Annotated in this window: 5 protein-coding genes (1 of these 5 cut by a window edge); all 5 read left to right on the top strand. The window is 59.1% G+C overall.

All coding sequences use genetic code 11. The features are described 5' to 3' along the window. The first annotated feature begins 8 nt into the window (after window positions 1–8). Tightly spaced (at most 32 nt apart), the 5 genes in view from NYE33_RS27870 to NYE33_RS27850 form a layout consistent with a single transcriptional unit that may run on beyond the window. Window positions 9–1,271 carry a hydroxymethylglutaryl-CoA synthase family protein gene (locus NYE33_RS27870; RefSeq protein ID WP_341068478.1) on the top strand — a complete coding sequence of 421 codons (1,263 nt, stop codon included), beginning with the start codon at window positions 9–11 and terminating at the stop codon, window positions 1,269–1,271. 5 nt (window positions 1,272–1,276) lie between these two features. After that, window positions 1,277–2,026, top strand: coding sequence for a polyketide synthase (locus NYE33_RS27865; protein ID WP_341068759.1), 750 nt, complete (start codon window positions 1,277–1,279; stop codon window positions 2,024–2,026). A gap of 25 nt (window positions 2,027–2,051) precedes the next feature. Next, window positions 2,052–7,319 (top strand): type I polyketide synthase, encoded by a 5,268-nt coding sequence (locus NYE33_RS27860; protein WP_341068475.1) that lies wholly within the window; start codon window positions 2,052–2,054, stop codon window positions 7,317–7,319. 13 nt (window positions 7,320–7,332) lie between these two features. Beyond that, window positions 7,333–14,106 carry a beta-ketoacyl synthase N-terminal-like domain-containing protein gene (locus NYE33_RS27855; RefSeq protein ID WP_341068472.1) on the top strand — a complete coding sequence of 2,258 codons (6,774 nt, stop codon included), beginning with the start codon at window positions 7,333–7,335 and terminating at the stop codon, window positions 14,104–14,106. 32 nt (window positions 14,107–14,138) lie between these two features. Continuing rightward, a protein-coding gene (locus NYE33_RS27850; RefSeq protein ID WP_341068470.1) for an SDR family NAD(P)-dependent oxidoreductase crosses the window boundary here: on the top strand, window positions 14,139–25,006 show its 5' portion. Its footprint extends 7,501 nt past the window's final position; 10,868 of the gene's 18,369 nt are visible here — the first part of the coding sequence; it begins with the start codon at window positions 14,139–14,141; its stop codon lies off the right edge, out of view.

Raw genomic sequence — 25,006 nt, 5'->3', positions numbered from 1 at the left:
GCGATACGATGGTCTCGGTTGGAATCGAAGCGATGAATGTGTACGGCGGGTCAGCCAGCCTGGATGTTCTCGAGCTGGCCAAATTCCGCAGCCTGAACACCTCCCGGTTCGAGAATTTGCTGGTGAAGGAAAAAACGGTGGCGATGCCCTACGAGGATGCAGTTACGTTCGGCGTCAACGCCGCCAAACCGCTCCTCGATGATATGACACCGGAGGAGATCGGGCGGATAGAGCTGCTTGTGACTTGCACGGAATCGGGCATCGATTTCGGCAAATCGCTCAGCACCTACATCCATCATTATTTGGGCTTAAGCCGGAACTGCCGGCTATTCGAAATCAAACAGGCCTGTTATTCCGGTACAGCAGGATTCCAGATGGCCGTCAATTTCGTATTGTCGCAAACCTCGCCCGGAGCCAAGGCGCTGGTGATCGCGACGGACATCTCCCGGTTCTCGGCAGCTGACGCCGCCGAGGCCGAAGGGGCGGACTGGTCGTTCGCTGAACCGAGCGGAGGCTCCGGTGCAGCAGCGGTGCTGGTCGGCGAGAATCCGGCTGTATTCGAAGCCGATATCGGAGCGAACGGTTATTACGGATATGAAGTGATGGATACCTGCCGCCCCGTTCCGGATACGGAGGCGGGCGATGTGGATCTATCCTTGCTCTCCTACCTGGATTGCTGCCAGCAAACGTTCCAGGAATACAAAAAGCGGGTAATCGGTGCGGATTACCGGAGTACGTTCCAATATCTGGCCAGCCATACGCCATTCGGCGGAATGGTCAAAGGTGCCCACCGCACCATGATGCGAAAGGAAGCAAAGGCGGGGCAAGCTGAAATCGAGGAGGATTTCCTCCGGCGTGTTATGCCGGGAATCAGCTATTGCCAGCGGGTAGGCAATATTATGGGGGCGACCCTGTTCCTGTCTCTCGCCGGCACCATCGACCAGGGCAGCTTCGAGACGCCGGGGCGAATCGGCTGTTTCTCTTACGGCTCGGGATGCTGCTCCGAGTTTTATAGCGGTGTCGTGACGGCGGAAGGCCAGCGGCGGCAGCGGCGTTTCGGCATCGAACGGGCGCTTGGCGAACGTTATCCGCTGTCAATGGCGGAATACGATGAGCTATTGCGGGATACGCAGGCGATCAAATTCGGAACCCGTAATGCGAAACCCCATTCACAGCTGATCCCGGAGGCTTGGCAGGCGCTGCGGGGTAAAGGCCGGCTGGAGCTTGTACAGGTCCGGGATTATCACCGTGAATACAGCTGGGGGGGCTGATGGCAATGTTCTCTTCGGTCGTTCGGCTGGATGAAGCGGAAGCAGGCATTTTCCAAATTACGATGGAGGACCGTGCTAACCGGAATATGTTCTCAGGAGAGCTGATCGCCGGGCTGCGGTCGGCCTTTGCGGAGATCGATGCCAATCCGGACGGCAAAGCGGTCATTCTGACCGGATACGACAGCTACTTTGCCTCCGGCGGTACCCGTGAGTCACTGCTAAGCCTTCATGAAGGCCGCGTCCGGTTCACCGATCTCGATGTGTACAGCCTGGCCTTAAATTGCAAAATTCCGGTGATATCCGCCATGCAGGGTCACGGAATTGGCGGCGGATTCGTGCTCGGGTTATTTTCAGATATAGTCATTCTTAGTTTGGAAAGCGTATACAATACGAATTTTATGAAATACGGCTTTACGCCCGGCTTCGGCTCCACGCTGATCGTACCCCGTAAGCTGGGCATGAGCCTGGCGCAGGAAATGCTCCTCAGCGCAGGCAGCTATCGGGGCGCGGAGCTGCAGAGAAGAGGTATTCCGTTCCCTGTACTGCCAAGGAATGAAGTGCTGGAGCATGCGTACAGCGTGGCCAGACAGTTAGCGGAGAAACCAAGAATATCCTTAATAACGCTCAAAGACCATTTGACCGCTTCTTTGCGCAGGGAGCTTCCGGAAGTTGTGCAGCAGGAGCTTGACATGCACACCAAGACGTTCTTTCAGGATGAAGTGAGGGACCGGATAATGAACTTGTTCGGGAATTGAATTTATGGCAAAAGAGGGAATGCCGATGAATGCGGAACATATATTGCAGGCGCTGATGCGAAAGGAAATCCGGCCGGATGAAGCCAAGGCGCTTCTGACATCCGGCAAAGGACAGACAGCCGCAGCCGAATCGTATACGAACATAGACGGGCGGCGGAATAAGCCTGCGGACCGGACGGTTGCCGGCCGGGAAGCCATCGCGATTGTCGGAATGTCCGGCAAATATCCGGAGGCTGACGATTTGCCGCAGTATTGGGACAATTTGTCGGCGGGAAGGAATTCCGTCAAGGAGATTCCCCCGTCGCGCTGGAATACCGGCAACTACTACAATCCGCATCCTCAAAAAGGGAAAATTTATGCCAAATGGCTGGGAATGCTCGAAGATTTTGCGGATTTCGATCCGCTCTTTTTTCATATATCGCCGACGGAAGCGGAATGGATGGATCCGCAGCACCGGTTGTTTTTGCAGGAAGGGTACAAGGCGTTTGAAGACGCCGGATATAGCCCGCAGCGGCTGGACGGCATGAAGTGCGGTCTATATCTCGGCATCATGAGCAGCGAATACGGGGCGCTGTGCAGGGAGAGAGGAAAGGCGGACATGTCTTCCGGCTTTGGCTTTGCCCATACGACAGGAAGCAGCTACGCCATAGCTGCCGCCCGCTTGGCCTATTACCTGAACCTGAAGGGGCCGGCAATTCCGATTGATACGGCTTGCTCCTCCTCGCTTGTTGCCGTTCATCTGGCCTGCCAGGCGTTATTGAACCGGGAAATCGACATGGCACTGGCCGGCGGCGTTAGCTTATATTTGACCCCGGAAACGTACGTTTCGATGTGCGATGCGGGCATGCTCTCACCTGACGGGCAGTGCAAAGCCTTCGATAACAGTGCCAACGGGTTCGTACCCGGCGAAGGAGTCGGCGCCATCGTCCTGAAACGGCTGGGAGACGCAGAGGCGGACGGTGACTCCATTCATGGTGTCATTCTCGGATCGGGCGTCAATCAGGACGGGAGAACGAACGGCATCACCGCGCCGAGCTTGAGCAGCCAGATGGAGCTTGTGCGGGATATCTATGAGAAGTACGGCATTGATCCGGAGAGCATCGGTTATGTGGAGATGCACGGAACCGGCACCAAGCTGGGCGATCCGATCGAGCTTGAGGCGATATCGGCCGTATTTAAGGAACGAACGAGCCGTAAAGGCTATTGCGCTATCGGCTCCGTGAAAAGCAATATTGGCCATACATCCGGGGCAGCCGGCATCGCCGGCATCCAGAAGGCCGTGCTGCTTATGCGTCATAAGAAGCTCGTCCCGACGCTGCACTACCGGGTGCCGAATGAGCATTATTCCTGCGAAGATTCGCCGTTCTATGTGAATACGGAGACGAAGGACTGGGAGAGCCGCGAAGGTGCGCCGCGCCGTACTGCGGTCAGTTCGTTTGGCTTCAGCGGAACCAATGCCCATCTTGTCCTTGAGGAATATACCGAGAAGAGACCTTCCGCCGGGACGGGCGTTCAGCCGTTGTTCGTGCTGTCGGCCAAAAGCGGTGAGCAGCTGGCGGACTACGCCCGAAGCCTGGCTGTTGTGATCGCTTCCCGGGAGCAGATCGATTTGGCCGATGTTGCCTATACGCTGCAGACTGGCCGTGATGCAATGGACGTACGGCTTGCTTTTCAGGCGGATTCCAGAAAAGCGGTTATTGATGCATTGAACAGTTACCTGTCTGCTGGCGGGGGAGACGATATGATTACAGGCTGCGCACTCACCGACCGGCGCCTGCTGGAGCAGGAGCTGACACCCCTGATGAACCGCTGTATCCGGCAAAAGAAGGCAAAGCCGGCGCTTGAGCTGTGGGTGCAAGGGGCGGCGGCGGACTGGGACGCATGGTATGGGGACCGCAAGCCCCGGCGGATCAGCCTGCCGACGTATCCGTTCCTGAAGGAACGGTACTGGCTGCCTACTGTACAAGGTGCCGGGGACATCGCGGCGGCGGAACAGCACCGGCAGGAGGCGGAGCGTAATGGCGAAGACGAGCCTGCCGGGCGCAGTCTGCGGATGCTGAGGAAGGAATGGGAGCCTTGCCCTCTCCGGGCAGAGCCGGGCAGCAACCGCGGAACGGTCGCCATTCTGGCGTCGGAGGAGACGAAGCCGTTAGCGCTGCTGCTGTCGCATAAGCTTGCTCCGGCCCGGATCATCGGCCCCGAGCAGCTGTGCGGCGAGCTGGACAAGCCCGCACCGGAGCAAGCGGCCTATTCGGGTCTCATTGATTTAATCGGCTGCGGGAAGCAGCGGAGCGGTGAGGCGGAAGACTGGATAACCTGGCTTCAGCGGCTGGTCGAATTCGGGAGCCGGGACGGTCTGACGCTGATCTGCGTAACCCGGGGGCTGGAGGCGGAGAATGGCCCGGCCAATCTGCCGGGTGCTGTGCGGGCCGGCTTGTACCGGATGCTGCAGAGCGAATACAGTCATCTTCGTTCAAGGCATGTCGACTTCGGGCCGGATTGCGGTGAGCCTTTTATGGCGGAGACGATTGCCGCTGAGCTGCTGGCGGATAGTGAGGAGGCCGAGGTGCGCTACCTAAGCGGGACGCGGTACCGCGCCTGCTTGGGTGAGCTGCCTATGGATAGCGGAGAAGCTACGCCCGCCTCGTTTCCGGAAGGGCAAACGCTGTGGATTACCGGGGGCACCCGCGGCATAGGGGCGCTCTGTGCGAAGCACTTCGTCAACCGCCGGGGTGTTAGGCGGCTGGTGCTGACGGGGCGGGAAGCATTTCCGCCCCGTCAGCAGTGGGAGGCATATGAGGCGGACGCAGACAGCGCGATCGGGCGGAAAATCCGGGCCATAAAAGAGCTCGAGGCACTGGGGGCCGAGGTGAAAGTGCTTTCCCTTGATCTGACCGATGAGGAGGCGGTACGCCGCTGCTTCGATGAAGTCAGAGCCGCCTGGGGCCGGATCGGCGGCGTGCTTCATTGCGCCGGGATCGTCGATCAGGAGACGCCGGCGTTTATCCGGAAATCAGGCAGCGGCATCCGGGAGGTGCTGGCTCCAAAAACAGCGGGGCTGGATGTATTGCTCCGCTGCATGAAAAGCGAGCCGCTGCAGTTCTTCATGCTGTTCTCGTCCGTGTCGTCCATTGTGCCGGCGCTTGCATCCGGACAGAGTGATTATGCAATGGCGAATGCTTATATGGATTACGCGGCACAGGCATGGCGCGGGGAAATCCCGGTTGTCAGCGTCCAGTGGCCCAATTGGAAGGAAACGGGCATAGGCGAAGTGAAGAGCCGGATCTATCGGCAAAGTGGTCTGCTGTCGCATACGAATGACGAAGGCTTAAGGCTGCTGGATCGTATTCTAGCCCGGGGCCTTGGACCGGTCGTGCTGCCGGCCGTCATCGATCCGCAGCGCTGGAAGCCGGAACAGCTGCTGCTGCGCAGCCTGGGGAGCGGGCAGGGGGAACCGCAGTCTCAGCCTGTGCGGCAGGGGACGGCCCATAATAACGGACAAGACGGGAGAGAAGGCCTTCTGTATTCCGCGTCGGCACTCTTGACCGGCATCTTTGCGAAGGAACTGAAGCTTGCACAGTCGCGGCTTGATCCCGATACGCCGTTCACCGAATACGGCGTCGATTCCATAATGCTTGCCCAGGTGCTGCGGACCGTACGGCAGTCGGCCGGCATTGATCTGGACCCGTCGGTACTATATGAATATCCGACTATCCGCCTGCTGTCGGAATGGCTGGCGGATAAACACGGCGCATCGTTCTCCCTGGGGGCAGCAACGAATCCGGAAGAAGAAGCTTCGGATAAGGACAAGGGTATTCTCGGAGCGACGCTAAACGGCCGGGAGAAGCAGCCGGTTCAACCGACTCTCGCACCAAAGGCAGACCCCGTTCCTGCCACGGCAGTGAGGACAGGAACGGGGCCGGCCGATATCGCGGTCATCGGCCTGTCCTGCCGTTTCCCGGGAGCGGAGACACCGGACGGCTACTGGCGGCTATTGTCAGAAGGAAGGTCGGCGATCCGAACGGTAACCCGGGATAACTGGACGGGTGGAGCAGCTGATTATGCAGGGCTGCTTGACTGTTCGCGCACGATGCCTGCCTCACATTTCCGCCTGTCCGAGGAAGACGCGAACGCGATGGACCCTCAAGCGCTGCTGCTGCTCGAGGAGAGCCTGAAGGCATGGCATCATGCAGGCTATGTGCCGGAAGAGATCAAGGAGCGCAGCATAGGAGTCTATATCGGCGCGCGGAGCCGGCACGAGCCGGACGAAGCCAGCCTGCTCCAGGCCCGGAATCCGATTTGGGCGGTCGGAACGAACTATTTGGCGGCTAACATTTCGCAATATTTTGACCTTCGGGGTCCGAGTGTGGTCTTGGATACGGCCTGCTCGTCGGCGCTCGTCGGCTTGAACGTGGCGGTACAGGCACTGCTTGCCGGCGAGATCGAATGCGCGCTTGTCGGCGGTGTCAGTCTGCTCGTATCCGATAAATCGCACCGGCTGTTCCGGCAGCGCGGCATCCTGAGTCCTGAGCCGCAATTCCATATCTTCGACGGGAAAGCGAGTGGCGTGGTGCTGTCGGAAGGAGCAGGAATCGTACTGCTTAAGCCTGTAGCGCAAGCGCTGATAGACGGAGACCGGATTTATGCGGTCATTAAGGGCGTTGCCGTGAACAATGACGGACGGACGGCGGGACCGGCCGCGCCGAATTATACGGCGCAGACAGAAGTGATGCGCCAGGCACTGGCCCGGAGCGGCAAGCAGCCGGAGGAGATCGGCTACATCGAAGCGAACGGGTCAGGATCGGAGGTGAACGATCTGCTGGAGCTGAAGGCGACCCAAGCCGTGTACCGCAAGGCAGGCGGACCGCCTCTTTGCATCGGGTCTGCCAAGCCCAACATTGGACATCCGCTGTGTGCAGAAGGCATCGCCGGCTTGATTAAGCTTGTCTTGATGCTGGACCGCCGGGGGTATGTTCCGTTCCTGTCCGGCCATACGCCGATGAAGCATTTCGATATCGGCGCTTCGCCTTTTTATTTCAGCAGGGAGCATCAGGAGTGGACGGGTCCCCGTACCGCAGCGCTGAACTGTTTTGCGGATGGAGGCACGAACGCGCATATCATCCTCGAAGGCTGGGAGGAGCTTCGCGGGCCGGATGCGCTCCGCCGTCCGCTGCCGCTGCCGGCTATGGAGCCGGATGGAGGGCCGGGCGGTATCACTGGGCTTGAGGGGACTGACGATTCGCAGCCGGGTGAAGCGGAGAGCGAACCGATCATCTGGGAATCGTACGCCTAAAGGAGGATCACGAATGAAGCAGCAGCTGGTCTTTAATCAAAATAATCCGATGATTCGGCATCATCAGGTCTGCGGACAATCGCTTCTGCCAGGCCAGGCCTATATCGATATACTGTATCAAATCTTCCGGAAGTACAAATACCGGTTCAACGAGCTTGAACTGCGGAATCTGTCCATCCATCAGCCATTGACAGCCCGGCCCGGCGAGGATATTGTACTCACCATCCAGGTGACGGAAACCGCGGAAGGCCGCTGGACGGTACGCTTCGGGGGCGAGAGCCGGCGCAGCGGAATATGCTCCGGTGAGGAAATTTTATATGCAGCGGCAGAAATGCACCGGATCGGGCCGGTACTGTTCGATGAACAGCTCTATCCGGACGAATACAAGTCGTCCCCGGCACGTTCCCGGGATCTGGGCAGGATGTACGAGGAGTGGACGCAGCGCGGCGTCTTGCATACCGGTTTCATGAAAGCTGCGGGAACGTTATGGGCAACAGACAAAGCCTATATCATGGAAACGGCTGTCAGCGGGGAGGCGCTACTGACGGCGGACAAATTTATGTTCCATCCCGTACTCCTGGACGGAAGCGGGGCCGGGATTCTCGGAGGCTTGTTCTCGGATGGATTACAGACCGGGAAAGGTCTGCTGCTGCCGTTATTTTACGAATCGTTCCGCGCTTCGGGACTGCTGCAGACCGGCTGTTCCGCCAAGGTACTCTCCTCGTCCGTCCAACAAAGGGGAGAGCTGCTGTCGATGACGATCAGTTATTACGATAATCAAGGGAGTAAAGTAGCTGAGCTGACGAACTTCACAATGAAGCTGATTCGCCAAGACAATACAGGAGCGGAAATTATTATCGGGGAGTCTCGCCCGGACGGACAACAGCAGCAGAGCCATGCGGCGGGGGCTGCGGCAGCGCTGAAGCTCGTGCGGAAGCTTCTGGCGGAACAGCTGCAGAAGACGGAAGAGGAGCTGAATCCCCATGCCGGCTATTACGAGCTGGGTCTGGATTCGGCAGGCCTGCTTGCCATTGCGAATGCCATCGAAAATGAGATCGGAGACGCTGTGCCGCCAACGCTGCTGTTCGAGCATACGACGGCCGTGCAGCTGGCCGACTATTTGGCATCGGCCTATTCTGGTCGTTTTGGCAGAAAGGATACGTACGGAAAGGAGGCGTACGAGAAGGAAACGTACGAGAAGGATTCGTATGGGAACATCCCGTCCTTCAGGTCCGCCGGCGAGCCGCAAGGCCGGGAACAAGCGGCAGCGAACGCCCTGCCGTCGCCAGATGCCGGTGCAGACGGCGACATTGCTATTATCGGGATGGCCGGAAGGTATCCCGATGCGGACGGGCTAGCCGCCTTTTGGGACAATTTGAAGTCGGGCAAGGATAGTATCCGCCAGGTTCCGTCCACCCGCTGGCAATGGGAAAGCTATAAGGATATTGTTTCGCCTTCGGGCAAGCCGGTGTCCCGCTGGGGCGGCTTTATCGACGATCCGGATTGCTTTGACCCGCAATTTTTCCGGATCTCCCCAAGGGAAGCGGAGACTATGGATCCTCAGGAACGTTTGTTTTTAACGGTCTGCTGGGAAACGGTTGAGGATGCGGGATATACACCGGGTACGCTCGTTCAACCCCGGGGCCGCCATAAGCGGCAGCCGGTCGGTGTATTTGCCGGTGTGATGCATAAGGACTATGCAATGCTTGGAGCGGAAGAGGCGGCGAAGGGCAATAGGTTTCCTTTGTCGCTCAATTATGCGCCGATTGCTAACCGGGTCTCTTATTTTTGCAATTTCCACGGTCCCAGCATGACCATCGATACAGTATGCTCCTCTTCACTGACGGCGGTTCATCTGGCGGCTGAGAGCATCCGGCACGGAGAGTGTGAGGTTGCATTGGCAGGGGGCGTGAATCTGTCCCTGCATCCGAATAAATACGTATCCTACGGCCTGATGGATATGCATGCCAGCGACGGCCGGTGCCGTACATTCGGCGAGGGCGGGGACGGCTACGTGTCCAGTGAAGGCGTCGGCGCCGTGCTGCTCAAGCCTCTTCGGAAGGCGGTCCGGGACGGAGACTCTATTTATGCTGTTATTAAAGGCAGCGTCATCAATCATGTAGGTACGGTCAGCGGAATTACGGTGCCCAGTCCGGTCGGCCAGGCTGAATTGATCAGCGAATGCCTGGACAAAACGGGCATCGACGCGCGGACTATCTCTTATATCGAGGCGCACGGGACGGGGACGTCACTTGGCGATCCGATTGAAATGCAAGGGCTTGTCAAGGCGTTCAGGGATTACACATCCGACACCGGGTTTTGCTCAATCGGTTCGGTCAAGTCCAATATCGGCCATGCGGAATCGGCAGCCGGCATCGGCGGGCTGCACAAAGTAATTTTGCAGCTGTACCACGAGAAGCTGGTGCCCTCACTCCATGCGGAGGAGCCGAATCCGTACATTGATTTTGCCGGCTCACCTTTTTATATTCAGCGGACATTGAAGCATTGGGATCGGCCGAAGGCCGTTATCGGCGGCAAGGAGACGGTCTTCCCGCGGCGCGCTGGTATCAGCTCGTTCGGGGCGACCGGATCGAATGCCCATATCATCCTTGAAGAATACATGCCGGAACCGGACATGGTCAAGCCAGTAAACGCAGCAGGCCTTGAGCCGGGAGAACGGCTATACCTGATACCGCTGTCAGCCAAAAATAAGGAGCGTCTGCAAGCTTACGCCGCCAAGCTGGCTGCTTTTCTGCAAGCCTCCTTGCCTGAACAGAAGGCGGCAGCAGTCGGGAAGCAGCATGGCGCCGCTATTCTGGAAACGGCTGAGCACCGGGTATGCAGCATCGTCTCGGACATCATTCAGATGAAGGACGGAATCATCGATGCGGAGCAGGACTGGTCCGAATACGGACTGGAGCCGGTCCATTTCATCCAGCTTCACGATAAATTAAAGACTGCCTTCGGCATAGAGCTCGGCAGCGAGACGATCCTGGCGCTTCGTTCGGCTGCCGCCGTGGCGAAACGGATTGCCGAAGGGACGGCGGGTATAGAAGAGGAAGACGCTTCACCCGCCGTTGAAAAGTCCGGAGGTTCAGGCCGGCTGGATGCAGAGAACCTTGAAGCTATAGCCTATACACTGCAAGTGGGACGCGAGCCGATGAACGATCGCGTGATTTGCGTTGCCCGCAGCAGCCGGGAGCTGATCCTTCAGCTCGAACAAATTGCGCAGGGGAAAGAGAATATTGCATCGGTGTTCCGGGGGGCGGTCAAGCCAAGCAGCGAGCTGGCTTCCGTATTCCGGGCGGATGTAGATTTCGGCGAGCTGCTGCAGCGGTGGCTGAGCAAAGGACAGCTGGAAAAAATCGCGCAGCTTTGGGTAAACGGCGTCGGTATTGAATGGAAACAGTTGTATGGGAGCAATGTTCCGAAACGGCTCAGCTTGCCGTCTTATCCGTTCGCGAAGGAACGGTACTGGCTGCCTTCAATGGCTGTTCCAGACGATCATGCAGTTGGACAACAGGGATGGCCGCCTATGTCTGCCCGCCGTGATGGCGGGGCTCTACCGGCCGAGCGGAGCATGCGGATGCTGCAAAAGCAGTGGGAGCTGTGTCCGCCGCAGGTATCTATCCGCAGCCTGTCCGGAGCTGTGGCTATTCTCACGACGGAGGAGACAAGACCGCTTGCTCTCCGGCTTGCCCGGCAGTTGCCAGCTGCCCGGATACTGGGCTCCGAAGAGCTTCGCTCTGAGCTGGATGAGCATGTCTACTCATACGTCGTCGACTTGACCGGCTGTGGGAAAGAACAGACTGACGAGCCGGATGGCTGGATTCCCTGGCTTCAGCGGCTGATAGAGCAAGGGACGCGTGACGGCATGATGCTTCTGGGCGTGACCACGGGTCTGGAAGCAACGCATGGGCAGAAGCAGGGCCCGGTCAATCTGGCCGGGGCTATGCGGGCGGGCTTATACCGGATGCTGCAGAGTGAATACAGCCACCTGCGTTCGCGCCACGTCGACTTCGCGCCGGATTGCGGCGGGCACGTTATGGCGGAGACGATTGCGGCTGAGCTGCTGACAGACAGCGAAGATGCCGAGGTGCGCTATCTACAAGGGATGCGGTACCGCGCCTGCCTGGCTGAGCTGCCTAAGGATTGCGGAGAAGAGGCGCCCGGCCCGTTTCCGGAGGGGCAAACGCTATGGATTACAGGAGGCACCCGCGGAATTGGGGCCTTATGCGCGAAGCATTTTGTCAGAAGCCGGGGTATACGCAGGCTGGTGCTGACGGGACGCGAAGCCATTCCGCCCCGCGAACAGTGGGATGACTATACGGCGGACGAGGCCAGCCCGACCGGGCAGAAAATACGGATGGTCCGCGAACTGGAGTCGCTCGGGGCTCAGGTGAAGGTGCTGGCCCTTGATTTGACCGACGAGGCGGCCGTACGCCGCTGCATAAGCGAGGTGAAGGCGGCCTGGGGCGGGGTCGGCGGCGTGCTTCATTGCGCCGGACTGGGCAATTTGAACACACCGGCATTTATCCGCAAATCAGGCGGCAGGATGGAAGAGGTGTGGGCGCCGAAAGTGAAGGGCCTTAATGTCTTATACCGCTGCATGAGAGAGGAGCCCCTGCAGTTTTTTGTGCTGTTCTCGTCGGTGTCAGCGATCGTACCGACACTGGCGGCGGGGCAGAGCGATTATGCGATGGCTAATGCGTATATGGATTACGCCGCACAGGCATGGAGCGGGGAATGCCCGGTGGTCAGCATCCAGTGGCCGAGCTGGAAGGAGACGGGCCTCGGCGAGGTTAAGAGCCGTGCTTATGAACAGACGGGAATGCTTACGCATACGGATTCCGAGGGCTTACTGATGCTGGACCGTATTTTGTCCGGCGGCCTGGGACCGGTTGTGCTGCCGGCCGTGGTCGATCCCCGGCGCTGGAAGCCGGAGAGGCTGCTGCTGCGCAGCCTGCGTGAGCTGGGGGACGCCCGGATTGAGGCAAGGAAGCCTGTGCCGCAAGAAGAGCGGGATGCAGAAAGTGTGCTGCCGGCGGTAGGGGCATTCGTAACAGGCGTATTCGCGAAAGAGCTGAAGCTTGATCCGCTGCGGCTTGATCCCGACCTGCCTTTTGCCGAATATGGCGTGGATTCCATTATGCTGGCGCAGGTGCTGCGAATCATTAAGCAGGAGGCCGGCACTGAGCTGGACCCGTCAATCCTGTATGAACACCCGAGCATCCATTCCTTATCGGCGTGGCTTGCAGACAATCACGGTGATTCGTTCACTGCTCACAGCGGGGAAGCGATGGAGCTCCCGGGCCAAGGGGACACCCGCCCGGTTCAACCGGCTGCCGCTCTGAAGCGGCAGCCGGTACCGTTATCAGGACCGCTGCCGCAGACTGCTGCCGCAGGCCGAATGATAGATTCGGGCACGGATGCGCCGAATATCGCGGTTATCGGCTTGTCCTGCCGCTTTCCCGGAGCGGAGACGCTGGACGACTACTGGCGCCTGCTGTCAGAGGGAAGCTCCGCCATCCGCCTTGTTCCGGCGGGGCGCTGGCCGGGGCCGGAGCTGTATTATGCCGGTCTGCTCGGCCGGCCGCGGGCGATGCCGGCTTCTGTATTCCGCTTATCGAATGAAGATGCGCAAGCGATGGACCCGCAGGCACTGCTGCTGCTCGAAGAAAGCCTCAAGGCATGGCATCATGCAGGCTATACGCCGGAGGAGATCAAAGAGCGTTCAGTTGGCGTATACATCGGTGCGCGCAGCAAGCATGATCCTGATGAAGCAAGTCTGCTTCAAGCCCGGAATCCGATTCTGGCGGTCGGGTCGAATTATTTGGCCGCCAACATTTCGCAGTATTTCGATCTCCACGGCCCGAGTCTCGTCCTGGATACCGCCTGCTCTTCGGCGCTTGTCGGCCTCAATCTGGCGGTCCAGGCCTTGCGCAGCGGAGAAATCGAATGTGCGCTTGTCGGCGGAGTCAGCCTGCTGACCTCCAGTAAGATACACCGGCTGTTTCAGCAGCGGGGCATCTTAAGCCCGGAGCCGAACTTTCACGTGTTTGACAGCCGCGCGCAGGGCGTGGTGTTGTCGGAAGGAGCGGGAGTCGTGCTGCTCAAGCCTGTAGAGCAGGCGGTTAAGGACGGGGACCGGATCTACGCGGTCATTAAAGGAACCGCCGTGAACAATGACGGGAGGACGGCAGGTCCTGCCGTACCGAACCTGCAGGCACAGAAGGAAGTGATGCGCCAGGCGCTGGCCAGAAGCGGCAAGCGGCCGGAGGAGATCGGTTACATCGAGGCGAACGGCTCCGGATCGGTAGTGACCGATCTGCTGGAGCTGAAGGCAATTCAGGCCGTGTACCGCAAGGACGGCGGAGTGCCGCTTGGCATCGGGTCGGTCAAGCCGAATATCGGTCATCCTTTATGTGCAGAAGGAATTGCCGGATTGATCAAGGTGGTGCTGATGCTGAATCATGGAGAGCAAGTTCCGTATTTGTCCGGCCAAAGGCCGATGAAGCACTTTGATATCGAAGCGTCACCTTTCTATTTCAGCAGGGATTGCGCCGAATGGCCGGGCCGCAGAACCGCTGCGCTGAACAGTTTTGCAGACGGAGGCACGAACGCGCATGTCATCATGGAGAGCTGGGAGGAGCTGCGCGCACCGAGTGCCGTCCGCCGTCCGCTTCCGTTGCCGGAGGAGGCCATTGAACAGCATGCCGGCGCAGGCGCGGTTAAGCCGAACTGGTGGCTGAAGCAGACCAAAGCGGCTGATGAGATTCGAGGATGAGCAGAGAGATTAAGACTGGAGGGTTAAGCGGGATGACAACAACAGAATTCCGGTTTCAAAGCGATCATCCGATCTTGGCCCATCATCAGGTGATGGGCAGCGGCATCCTGCCGGGATTGGCTTACATTGATATCTGTTACCAATGGTTCAGGGAGCAGGGATATGATTGCGCAGAGCTGGAGCTGCGCCAGGTTACCCTCTTCCGCCCCGTAACCGTCCGGGAGAACGAGGAGATCCGGCTGCAGCTTCATTGTGTGGAAGCGCAGAAGGGACAATGGCAAATCCGGGTGGAAGGCGAAATTACCGGGACGGAGGAAGAGTCCGCCGGGCCTTTCATGACCGCCGAGATGCACCGCTGCCCGCCGGTGCGGTTCGAGCATTCGGTCGATGCGGACCGTATCCGTTCTTTGGCTGGCAGCAGGACAGATATGGCGCTGCTCTATGAGCAGTGCCGGGCTCTCGGACTTGTACATTCCGGATTCATGAAGGCGGAAGGAAGGCTGTTTGACGAGGCCGATTCGCTCTTGCTGGACCTGGATCTCCCGCAGGATAGCCTCGGGGAAGCAGATAGCTTCATGTTCCACCCGGCACTGCTCGACGGAAGCTGCGTCGGGGCCGGGGCACACTTCACGCAATTGGCGGAGGACCGGCGGCTGTTTCTGCCTGTCTGCATCGAATCATTTTGTGCTGCGGAGCTGATTCAAGCGAACTGTATGGCCGTAGTCAAGCATTCATCGGTAATTCAACGGGATGGACTATTGTCGTTTACGCTGGCGTTTTTTAACCGGGATGGCCGGCAAATCGGCGAGCTGAAGAATATTACGAACAAGCTGGTCCGCGGCGGGGAGGCAGAGGGCCCTGGTCAGCTCCTTCCCCGGCAGCCGCAAGAAGCTTTGCCGGACGTAACGGAAGCGGCTCAGAGCGCGGCTGCCGCCGCACGCCGTTTTCTCGTCAGCCTGATTGCGGAGCGGATGGACCGGGACGAGAAACAGATTGATGTGCGGGCGGGCTATTTTGAAATGGGGCTTGATTCGGCCTCCATGCTTACACTGGCCCAGGCTGTGGAGAACCGTCTCGGGACGGCCATCTCCCCGACGCTTCTATTCGAGTACCCGACGGTTGAACGCTTAGCGCAGTATTTGGGAGCTGCCTATCCGGAGCAGCTTCGTCCGGAGGAGCCGGAGCTGAGCACGAATCTGCCGGCTGCAGACGGCGGCGTATGGCCTGTGAATTCCGGTGCGGCTGAACCGGCAGCGCACGCGTCTGCTCGCGGTGATGACATCGCGGTCATCGGCATGGCCGGGCGATATCCGTCCGCTGCGAACCTGGAACAATTCTGGGCGAATCTGACGGCCGGCAAAGATTGTATCCGCGAGGTTCCGTCTTCCCGCTGGAAGTCAGAGCGGCTGGCGGGCCTTCGTTCCGCCTCGGGGAAGCCGATGTCCCGCTGGGGCGGATTCATCGACGATCCGGATTGCTTCGATCCGCAATTTTTTAGAATTACGCCGAGAGAGGCGGAGACGCTCGACCCTCAGGAGCGGCTGTTTCTGGAAACCTGCTGGGAGACCATCGAGGACGCGGGCTATACGCCGGATTCATTGGCAGTACCGGCAGGGCCGCATCAGCGCCGCCGCGTCGGGGTATTTGTCGGTGTGATGCATAAGGATTACGCGCTGCTCGGGGCGGAAGCGGCGGCGCAGGGGCACCCGTTTCCGCTATCGCTGAACTATGCCCCCATAGCGAACCGCGTGTCGTATGTTTGCAATTTTCATGGACCCAGCATGGCCGTCGATACGGTATGCTCCTCCTCGCTGACTGCGGTTCATCTGGCCATGGAGAGCATTCGGAGCGGAGACTGCGAAGCCGCATTGGCAGGCGGCGTCAATCTGTCGCTCCATCCGGCCAAATATGCCACTTACGGCATGATGGACATGCAGGCCAGCGACGGGCGCTGCCGCACGTTCGGCAGCGGCGGAGACGGCTACGTGTCGGGAGAAGGAGTCGGCGCCGTTCTGCTCAAGCCGCTCAGCAAGGCGATTGCGGACGGTGATCATATTTATGCTGTTCTGAAAGGAAGCATGATCAATCACGGCGGCTCGGCGAGCGGCATTACTGTGCCTAACCCTGTGGCCCATGCCGATTTGATCGGTGAATGTCTCCAGAAGGCCGGTATCGGCGCGCGGTCGGTTTCGTATATCGAGGCTCACGGGACCGGGACGCCGCTGGGCGACCCGATAGAGATGGAGGGACTCGTTAGAGCATTCCGCTCCCATACGGACGATACCCAGTTCTGTTCGGTCGGCTCCGTAAAATCGAATATCGGCCATGCAGAGTCGGCTGCCGGCATTTGCGGGCTTCAGAAAGTCATTTTGCAGCTTTACCACCGGATGCTGGTGCCTTCGCTGCATGCGGAGGAGCTTAATCCATATATCGATTTTGAACGGTCTCCTTTCTATGTACAGCGGAAGCTCGCGGCATGGGAGCGGCCAGTTGTGACGGATAAGGGCAAGGAGATAAGCGTGCCGCTGCGGGCGGGCATCAGCTCGTTTGGAGCCACCGGCTCCAACGCCCATCTCCTGCTTGAAGAATACGACCCTGCGGCTCACGCGGCAGGCACGGTCCCGGTCAATCCGCCACTTGGTGAGAACGGCCAGTGTCCCGCACTTGTACTGCTCTCCGCCAAAAACAAGGAACGTCTTCACGCATATGCCGGCAAGCTGGCCGGCCATTTACAGCCGGATTCGGATTACCGCACCGTTGATCTGCATGCGCTGGCCTACACGCTTCAAGTCGGCCGTGAGGCGATGGAAGAACGCGCTGCCTTCCTGGTGAGGGATTTACCAGAGCTTGTCGCCGGGCTGCGCCTGCTGGCAGGGGGAGAAGACAGCATCGGCTCCGTATGGCTTGGCCGGTCGGAATTTGACGCGGCTGAGGACCGGCTCGTTCCGGAGGCGGCTGCTGAAAGCTTGGCTTCCGCTGCCGCCGCATGGGTCCACGGACGGGAAGTCGACTGGAAGAGGATGTACGGTGAATCCGTACCTCTTCGCCTGAGCCTGCCATCGTACCCTTTTGCCAAAGAACGGTATTGGGTACCGGTATCCGGCCATCCAGCGGGTGCCAGGCTGTCCGCTTCGTCCTTGCTGCATCCGCTGCTCCACGAGAACGTCTCGGACTTCCGGGAGCAGCGCTTCCGGACGGTCTTTACCGGCAGCGAGTCATTTCTGGCAGATCATATTGTGAAGGGACAACGTATGCTTCCCGCCACAGCATACCTGGAAATGGTCCGGGCTGCTGTGGCGATGTCTGCCGGCGAAATACCGGACGGGCCGCTCAGTATCCGGTTGAAGCATATTGTCTGGTCTAAGCCCTTCATCGCAGACGAAGGAACGGCAAGTGTCGATATCGCGCTTTTTCCTGAGACGGACGATGAAATTACATTCGATATCTTTAGTCATGCGGCGGGAGAGGAGCCGGTTGTGTACTGCCAGGGAACTGCGGTAATTGCTTCCGGCACCGTAGAAGCCGCCCGGATGGATCTGGACCGGGTTCGCTCGGAATGTGCGGAGGATTGTCTGGATGCGCCAGCACTATACGGGCTGTTCCGGTCGATGGGAATTGAATACGGCCCAGCCCACCGCGGGGTGGACAGGCTTCAGCTAGGCGAGGGCCAGGCGCTTGCGCGGCTGACGCTGCCGGCGGAAGCGGCCGCTTCAGGAACAGAGGCCTATGTCCTGCATCCAAGCTCTATGGATGCGGCACTGCAAGCCTGCATCGGACTTGCTCCGGCGGCGGGGGCGGCAGGGGCGGCAGGCAAGCCTTTGGTTCCATTCGCGTTGGAAGAGCTGGTTATTCACGGTGCCTGCACGGAACGGATGTGGGTCTGGACCCGCTATAGCCCGGGAAGCGGGACTGGCTCTCCGCTGCTCAAATATGATTTGGACCTCTGTGATGATCAGGGCAGTATGCTCGTTCAGCTAAAAGGCTTATCCGTTCGTCCGCTGGAGCTTGAAACGCTCACGGGTACGAAGACAGAACCGGCTTCTACTCTGCTGCTGCATAAAGAATGGGAAGAACGGCCGGCTGCCTTCGCGCATAGTTTATCCGGCCCGGACGTTAAACATCTCGTTGTCCTTAGCGGACAGGAGGCGTTCGATTTAGCCGCGCTTCGTGCCAATCTGGATGGTGCAGAATGCGTCCAATTTCCTCATGAGGAGGAGGGGACGGCCGCCCGTTACCGCAGGGCTGCGGCCGCTCTGCTCGAGCATCTTCAGCGCATAGGCCCAAGCTCTCCGGCGGAGAGGCTGCTTATTCAACTCGCGGTCCCGAACCAGGGCGAGCTCCGGCTGTATGCCGGACTTTTCGGAATGCTGAAAACGATGCAGCTGGAGAACACTGCTCTGGCCGTGCAGCTGATTGAGCTGGAACCTGGGGACAGTGCCGGTTCCCTCGCGTACAAATTGAAGCAGGACAGCACAGATTTGGAGTACGAACATATCCGTTACGAGCATGGGAAGCGGCATGTGGCCATTCGCCAGGCGGTTGACATTTCCGGCGGAGATGCTCCTCATTCGCTGCCTTGGAAAGATGGAGGCGTCTATCTAATCACCGGCGGAGCGGGCGGGCTTGGCCTGATTATTTCCAGGGAAATTGCACATTCTGTTACCGCTCCGTCAATTATACTGGCTGGACGCTCCGAGCTGGACAAGGCAAAGGAGGCGGAGCTTGACGAGCTGCGCAGAAGCGGTACCCGCGTCTGTTACGTGAAGACAGATGTCAGCGACTTTACGGCAGTTTGCAGTCTAATGAACAGCATACGCTCCGAATATGGCACGCTGAACGGCATCGTACATAGCGCGGGCCTGGTTCGTGACCGTATGCTCATGCACAAAACAGCTGCGGAGCTGCAGGAGGTGCTGGCACCGAAGGTGGACGGGCTTGTTCATCTGGATGAGGCCAGCACCGGCTTTCCGCTCGACTTTGTTATCGCCTTCTCATCGGCAGCCGGGAGTCTTGGCAATTCCGGTCAAGCGGATTATGCGGCGGCCAACGCTTTCATGGATGCTTATGCCGGGTTCCGCAATACGCTCTACCAGTCCGGCAAGCGGAACGGCCGGATGCTGTCGGTTGGCTGGCCGCTGTGGGCGGAAGGCGGAATGAGGCTGGAGGCACAAGCGGAGACAGCACTGCTTGGAAGCAAAGGCCTGATTCCTCTGCGGACGGCCTCCGGCATCCGGGCATTGTACCGGTCATGGGCTGCACAGAAGGATCATGTACTGGTACTTGAGGGAGACGCTGCCCGTATGCTGGACATCGATAAGCACCAGTCCGCCACATGGGAACAACAGACCTGCGCCGGCGCGGACGGGACTTTGGCCGAAATAGATGTGCTTCACGGCTTTGCAGTACGGTACCTCACCAGGCTGTTGGCCGAAGTGACCAAGCTGCCGGTCAGCCGGATTGATGACGTCACCTCCTTGGAGGAGTACGGCATGGATTCGATCGTAGCGATGCAGCTGACTGCTGAAATGGAGAAAGGATTCGGGACGCTGCCGAAGACTCTGTTCTTCGAATACCGGAATTTGCAGGAATTGGCGGCATATCTGACCAAGGCTTACCCGGGCAGGATATCCGCATTGTCAGGCGAACCGGCCGGGCTGAAGGAGACAGCAGCCGCCAAGGTTCCGGCTGAGACTGCAAAAGACGGCACGTTGAAGAGGCTCACGCCCCGCTCCCGGCCATCCGGCAGACTGCACCGCGGTAATAGCGAGGATACCGCTGCAGAAGCGGCGGGTCTGCCGGCTGCCGCAAAGGATATCGCCATTATCGGCTTGTCGGGACGTTACCCGGGAGCATGGGACTTGGAGGAGTTCTGGCAGGTACTGAAGGACGGCAGGGATTGTATTACCGGAATTCCGCCTGCGCGCTGGGATAACAACCGCCACCGCAAAGGGAGCGAAGGCCGGAACGCTGAACGTTGGGGCGGTTTTATCGATGGTGTCGACGAATTTGATCCGCTATTCTTCAACATCTCTCCGCGCGAAGCGGAGACGATGGATCCGCAGGAGCGGCTCTTTCTGGAGCGCGTCTATGAAGCGATGGAGGATGCGGGCTATGTGCGCCTGACAGGCGGAGCCTCCGCCCCGTATCATACGGGAAGTGTGGGCGTATACGTCGGGGTCATGTACGAGGAATATCAGCTGTATGGTGTTCGCGAGCAGATGCAGGGAAAAGCGGTGGCACTTTCGGGCAATTCGGCATCCATCGCCAACCGGGTGTCGTATTATTGCAATTTTCAAGGACCGAGTATGGCGGTTGCCACCATGTGCTCGTCCTCTCTGACGGCGATTCATCTGGCATGCCAAAGCTTGCGGCTGGACGAGTGCAAGATGGCCGTAGCCGGCGGTGTCAACGTATCGGTTCATCCGAACAAATATATATTGCTTGAGCAAAACCAGTTCGTGTCGAGCAAAGGCCGATGTGAAAGCTTCGGTATCGGGGGAGACGGCTATGTGCCCGGCGAGGGAGTCGGCGCCGTGCTGCTTAAGCCGCTCGATCAGGCAATTGCCGACGGCGACCCGATCTACGGCGTGATTAAAGGAACGGCCGTCAATCACGGCGGCAAGGTGAACGGCTACACCGTCCCGAATCCGAACGCCCAAGCGGAGGTCATCGGCAAAGCGCTTAGGGAAGCGGGACTTGATGCCCGGGAACTCACGTATATCGAAGCGCATGGAACGGGCACTTCGCTGGGCGATCCGATTGAAATCGCGGGGTTAGCCAAATGCTTCGAGACCTATACGCAGGATAAACAATTTTGTGCGATCGGGTCGGTCAAGTCGAATATCGGCCATTCCGAAAGCGCGGCCGGCATTGCCGGACTCACCAAGGTGCTGCTGCAGCTGCAGCATAAACAGCTCGTGCCGTCGCTCCACTCGGAAGTGCTGAATCCTAACATCGATTTTACGAATACACCTTTTACCGTTCAACGGGAGCTGGCAGAATGGCCAAGACCACTGCTTAACCTGGACGGAACGGCGAAGGAGCACCGGCGGACAGCGGGCCTGTCATCATTCGGCGCGGGCGGCTCGAATGCCCACATCATTATTCAGGAATACGTTCCGGCCGGGACGGAGGCAATGTACGTGGAGTCTGCGGGTACACCGGTGCATTCTGCGTTTATCCTGTTATCCGCAAGAGATGAGGAGAGGCTCCGGGAGCAGGCGAAGCGGCTTGTCGAGGCGATACGCTGCAAAGGACTGTCTGATACGGATTTGCCGCATTTGGCGTATACACTTCAAGTCGGCCGCGAAGCCATGGAGGAACGGCTGGCGCTTGCGGCGGTGACGATGGCGGATGCGGTGCAGAAGCTGACGGCTTACGCAGAGAACCCTGCGGCAGCCTCCCTGGACATATACCGGGACGGGATCAAACGCAATAAAGAAATGATGGCATTGCTCGCCCAAGATGAAGATATGGCTGCTGCAGTGGATCATTGGATGGCAAAAGGCAAATGGAACAAGCTCCTCGGGCTCTGGGTGAGGGGCGGGGCAGTGGATTGGTCCCGGCTTTACACCGGTTCGGGCTTCTTGCCGCGGCGGTTGCGGCTGCCTTCCTATCCTTTCGCCAGAGAACGGTATTGGGTTGCCGGCGGACAAGAACATGCCGATGTATCCGGCGGCAGTGCCGGGCAAGCTTATCTTCATCCTCTGCTGCATGTCAATACATCTGATCTGGCAGAGCAACGGTATACTTCTTTGTTTACGGGGGCGGAATTTTATCTGGAGGATCATGTGGTGAACGGGCAATCCATGCTGCCTGCCGCCGCTTTGCTGGAGATGGCACGTGCTGCCGTAGAAGACGCGGCTGCAGGCTTGACGGACGAGCCGACAGCCATCCGGCTGTCCGGCGTAACGTGGCCCCGCCCGCTTATCGCGGGAACACAGCCCGTTCAAGTGCATATCGGACTCCATCCCGGTGAGCGGGATGAAATTATGTTCGACATATACGGGAACGGGGAAGATGGCAGTGCGCCGGTCTACAGCAGCGGCCGTGCAGAGCTGTATGCGGTAGAAGATGCACCGCATCTAGACCTGGACGCCCTTTATGCGGCCTGCAGCGGGCAGCAGTTCGATGCCGGTACCGTGTATGAAAGCTTCCGCTTGAGGGGGATCGGGTACGGGCCCGGCCACCGGGGGATCGAGAGGCTGCACACCGGCCGAGGACAAGTGCTGGCCGATCTTACGCTGCCTGACTGCCTGGCGGGGACTGAGGATACCTATATGCTGCATCCGAGCTTGCTCGACTCGGCGCTTCAAGCGTCGGCAGGACTGCGCCTCGCTGAGGCTGACGCTGACGCAGGAAAGGCAGCGGACGCCCAGGGGCTCTATCTGCCTTTTGCTTTGGAGGAGCTGGAGGTGACGGGAGCCTGCGCTTCCCGGATGGTTGCCCATGTCCGTTACAGCGATGGAAGCCCGGCAGACGGGAGCACCGACAAATTCAATATTGATTTATGCGACCGGAGCGGGAAGGTCTGTGCCCGGTTAAAAGGGTTCACGGTTCGTAAAACCGGCCCGGAAGCGCTGCGCCAGCAGGAAGAAGGAGCGGCAGCAAGCGCGTCGAAGCCGCAGATGCAGACATTAAGCCTGCTGCCGGTCTGGGATGCCGTTAAACCTGCAATGAAGCAGGACAATACACGGGATGGAGAAGGATTATTACTGATCGGAACGCCCGGGGTGATACGCGACCGGGTGATGCAGCACTTTGCCGGTGCTTCCCTGATGGAGCTTATGGGGGGAGAAACGGCGGATATGATTGCGCAGCGGCTTCAGGCGCAGGGTCCGGTCCGCCATGTGGTGTGGATTGCGCCGCACAATACGATCGAATCTCCTGCCGATGAAGCATGGATTGGGGAGCAGGAGCGCGGGGTGCTGCAAGTATTCCGCCTGATCAAAGCGTTTCTTCAATTAAAATACGGCAGCCAGCCGCTGGAATGGACGCTGGTGACGGTGCAGTCGCAGCCTATCCATTCCTGCGACCCGCTGAAGACGGCACATGCCGGGGTTCACGGACTGGCAGGGTCAATGGCCAAAGAATATCCGGGCTGGCAGGTACGCGCTGTCGATCTGGAAGCGGGCCGGGAGTTCCCTGTTGATGATATGTTCAGGCTGCCGGCGGAACCGCAAGGAAATTCCTGGGTCTACCGTACGGGCGAATGGCACAAGCAGAAGCTCGTCCCGATTCAGGAAGCCGCTTCCGAACCGACGCTCTTCCAGGAGGGCGGCGTGTATGTGGTAATTGGAGGCGCAGGCGGCATCGGCCAAGCGTGGAGCGAATATATGATCAGGACCTACCAGGCCAATGTGATATGGATTGGAAGGCGGGAGAAGGATTCCGGCATTCAAGCCGGCATCGACCGGCTTGCGGCTCTGGGTCCGGCGCCCGAATATATTGCGGCAGATGCGGCCAACCTGCAGTCTTTTCAGCGCGCTTATCTTGAGATCAAGCAGCGCTATTCCCGCATTAACGGCATTGTGCATGCGGCGCTTGTGCTGCGGGATCAGTTACTTGCGAACATGGACGAAGAACGTTTCCAGGCGGCCCTTGCCGCCAAGGTAGATGTATCTGTGAGGATAGGCCAAGTATTCCGGGACGAGCCGCTCGATTTCGTGCTGTTCTTCTCCTCCATCAATGCGTTTGCAAGATCCGCAGGACAAAGCAATTATAGCGCAGGCTGCGCTTTTAAGGATGCATATGCCAGCTATTTGGCAGGAGTGTGGCCGTGTGCCGTAAAGGTGATGAACTGGGGATATTGGGGAAGCGTCGGAGCTGTCGCATCCCGGGAATACAGCGAGCGCATGGCTAACAGGGGAATCGGCTCCATCGAGCCGCCGGAGGCAATGGCTGCGCTGGAGTCGCTGCTGGCCGGTCCGGTGAATCAGATGGCACTGGTCCGGACGGCGAACCCCGGGACTATGGAGATGATCGATGTCCGGCAGGCAGCCTCGGTCTATTCCGCACAAGGTGATGCTTCACCGGGCGCCGGCATATTCCATCATATGGCGGATGATATCCAGGAAGGGCAGACCCGGCAGGCGAAAGCGCTGAGCAGCCCGGCGGCCCGTGAGCTGGAACAGCTGATAGCACGGCTGCTGCTCAAGCAGCTTCGTACAACCGCTGCCCCCCTTGCTAACGGCAGGCTGGAGCGGCAGGCGATGTTCGGTAAGTGGCTGGAAGCAAGTGTACAACTGCTTGCGGAGCACGCTGGAGTGTCCGATCCGCTGAATGAATTGCCTGAGGAGGAGACGGCTGCACTCTGGCAGGAGTGGAGCGGCCGCAGGCAGGAATGGCTGGACACCGAAGGGTTAGAAGCACAGGTTATCCTGGCGGAGACGATGCTGCGCGCGCTGCCTGATATTCTAACCGGGCAGCGGCCGGCCACAGATGTCATGTTCCCGAATTCCTCCATGCATCTGGTCGAAGGAATATATAAGAACAATCCCCATGCCGATTACTTCAACGGCGTATTGGCCGGCACGGCTGTCGCCTATGTGGAGCAGCGTATCAGGCACAATCCGTCCGCAAAGATCCGCATTCTGGAGATCGGCGCAGGGACCGGCGGAACGAGCAGCGGGGTGCTGCGCAAGCTGGAGCCTTACCGGGACCGGATCCAGGAGTACGCCTATACGGATCTCTCACGGGCGTTTCTTCAGCATGCAGAGAAGGAATACGGCCCGCGTTATCCTTATCTGGCTTATGGCATCTTTAATGCCGAGAACGGCATTCAGGAGCAGGGGTATGCGGCCGGCGTCTACGATGTCGTCATCGCGGCGAATGCTCTGCATGCGACCAGAGATATCCGCACGGCGCTGCGCAATGCGAAGGCGCTGCTGCGGAGCGGGGG

The organism is Paenibacillus sp. FSL R10-2199 (genome assembly GCF_038000235.1).
In the GTDB taxonomy this organism is placed as follows: Bacteria; Bacillota; Bacilli; order Paenibacillales; family Paenibacillaceae; genus Paenibacillus_AQ; species Paenibacillus_AQ phytohabitans.
Note: the sequence above shows the minus strand (reverse complement) of the source record. Positions and strands in the feature narration are given on the sequence as shown.

Coding starts and splice junctions, on each gene's coding strand:
- NYE33_RS27870 (WP_341068478.1), top strand. CDS start 9: ATGGTCTCGGTTGGAATCGAAGCGATGAATGTGTACGGCGGGTCAGCC.
- NYE33_RS27860 (WP_341068475.1), top strand. CDS start 2,052: ATGAATGCGGAACATATATTGCAGGCGCTGATGCGAAAGGAAATCCGG.
- NYE33_RS27855 (WP_341068472.1), top strand. CDS start 7,333: ATGAAGCAGCAGCTGGTCTTTAATCAAAATAATCCGATGATTCGGCAT.
- NYE33_RS27865 (WP_341068759.1), top strand. CDS start 1,277: ATGTTCTCTTCGGTCGTTCGGCTGGATGAAGCGGAAGCAGGCATTTTC.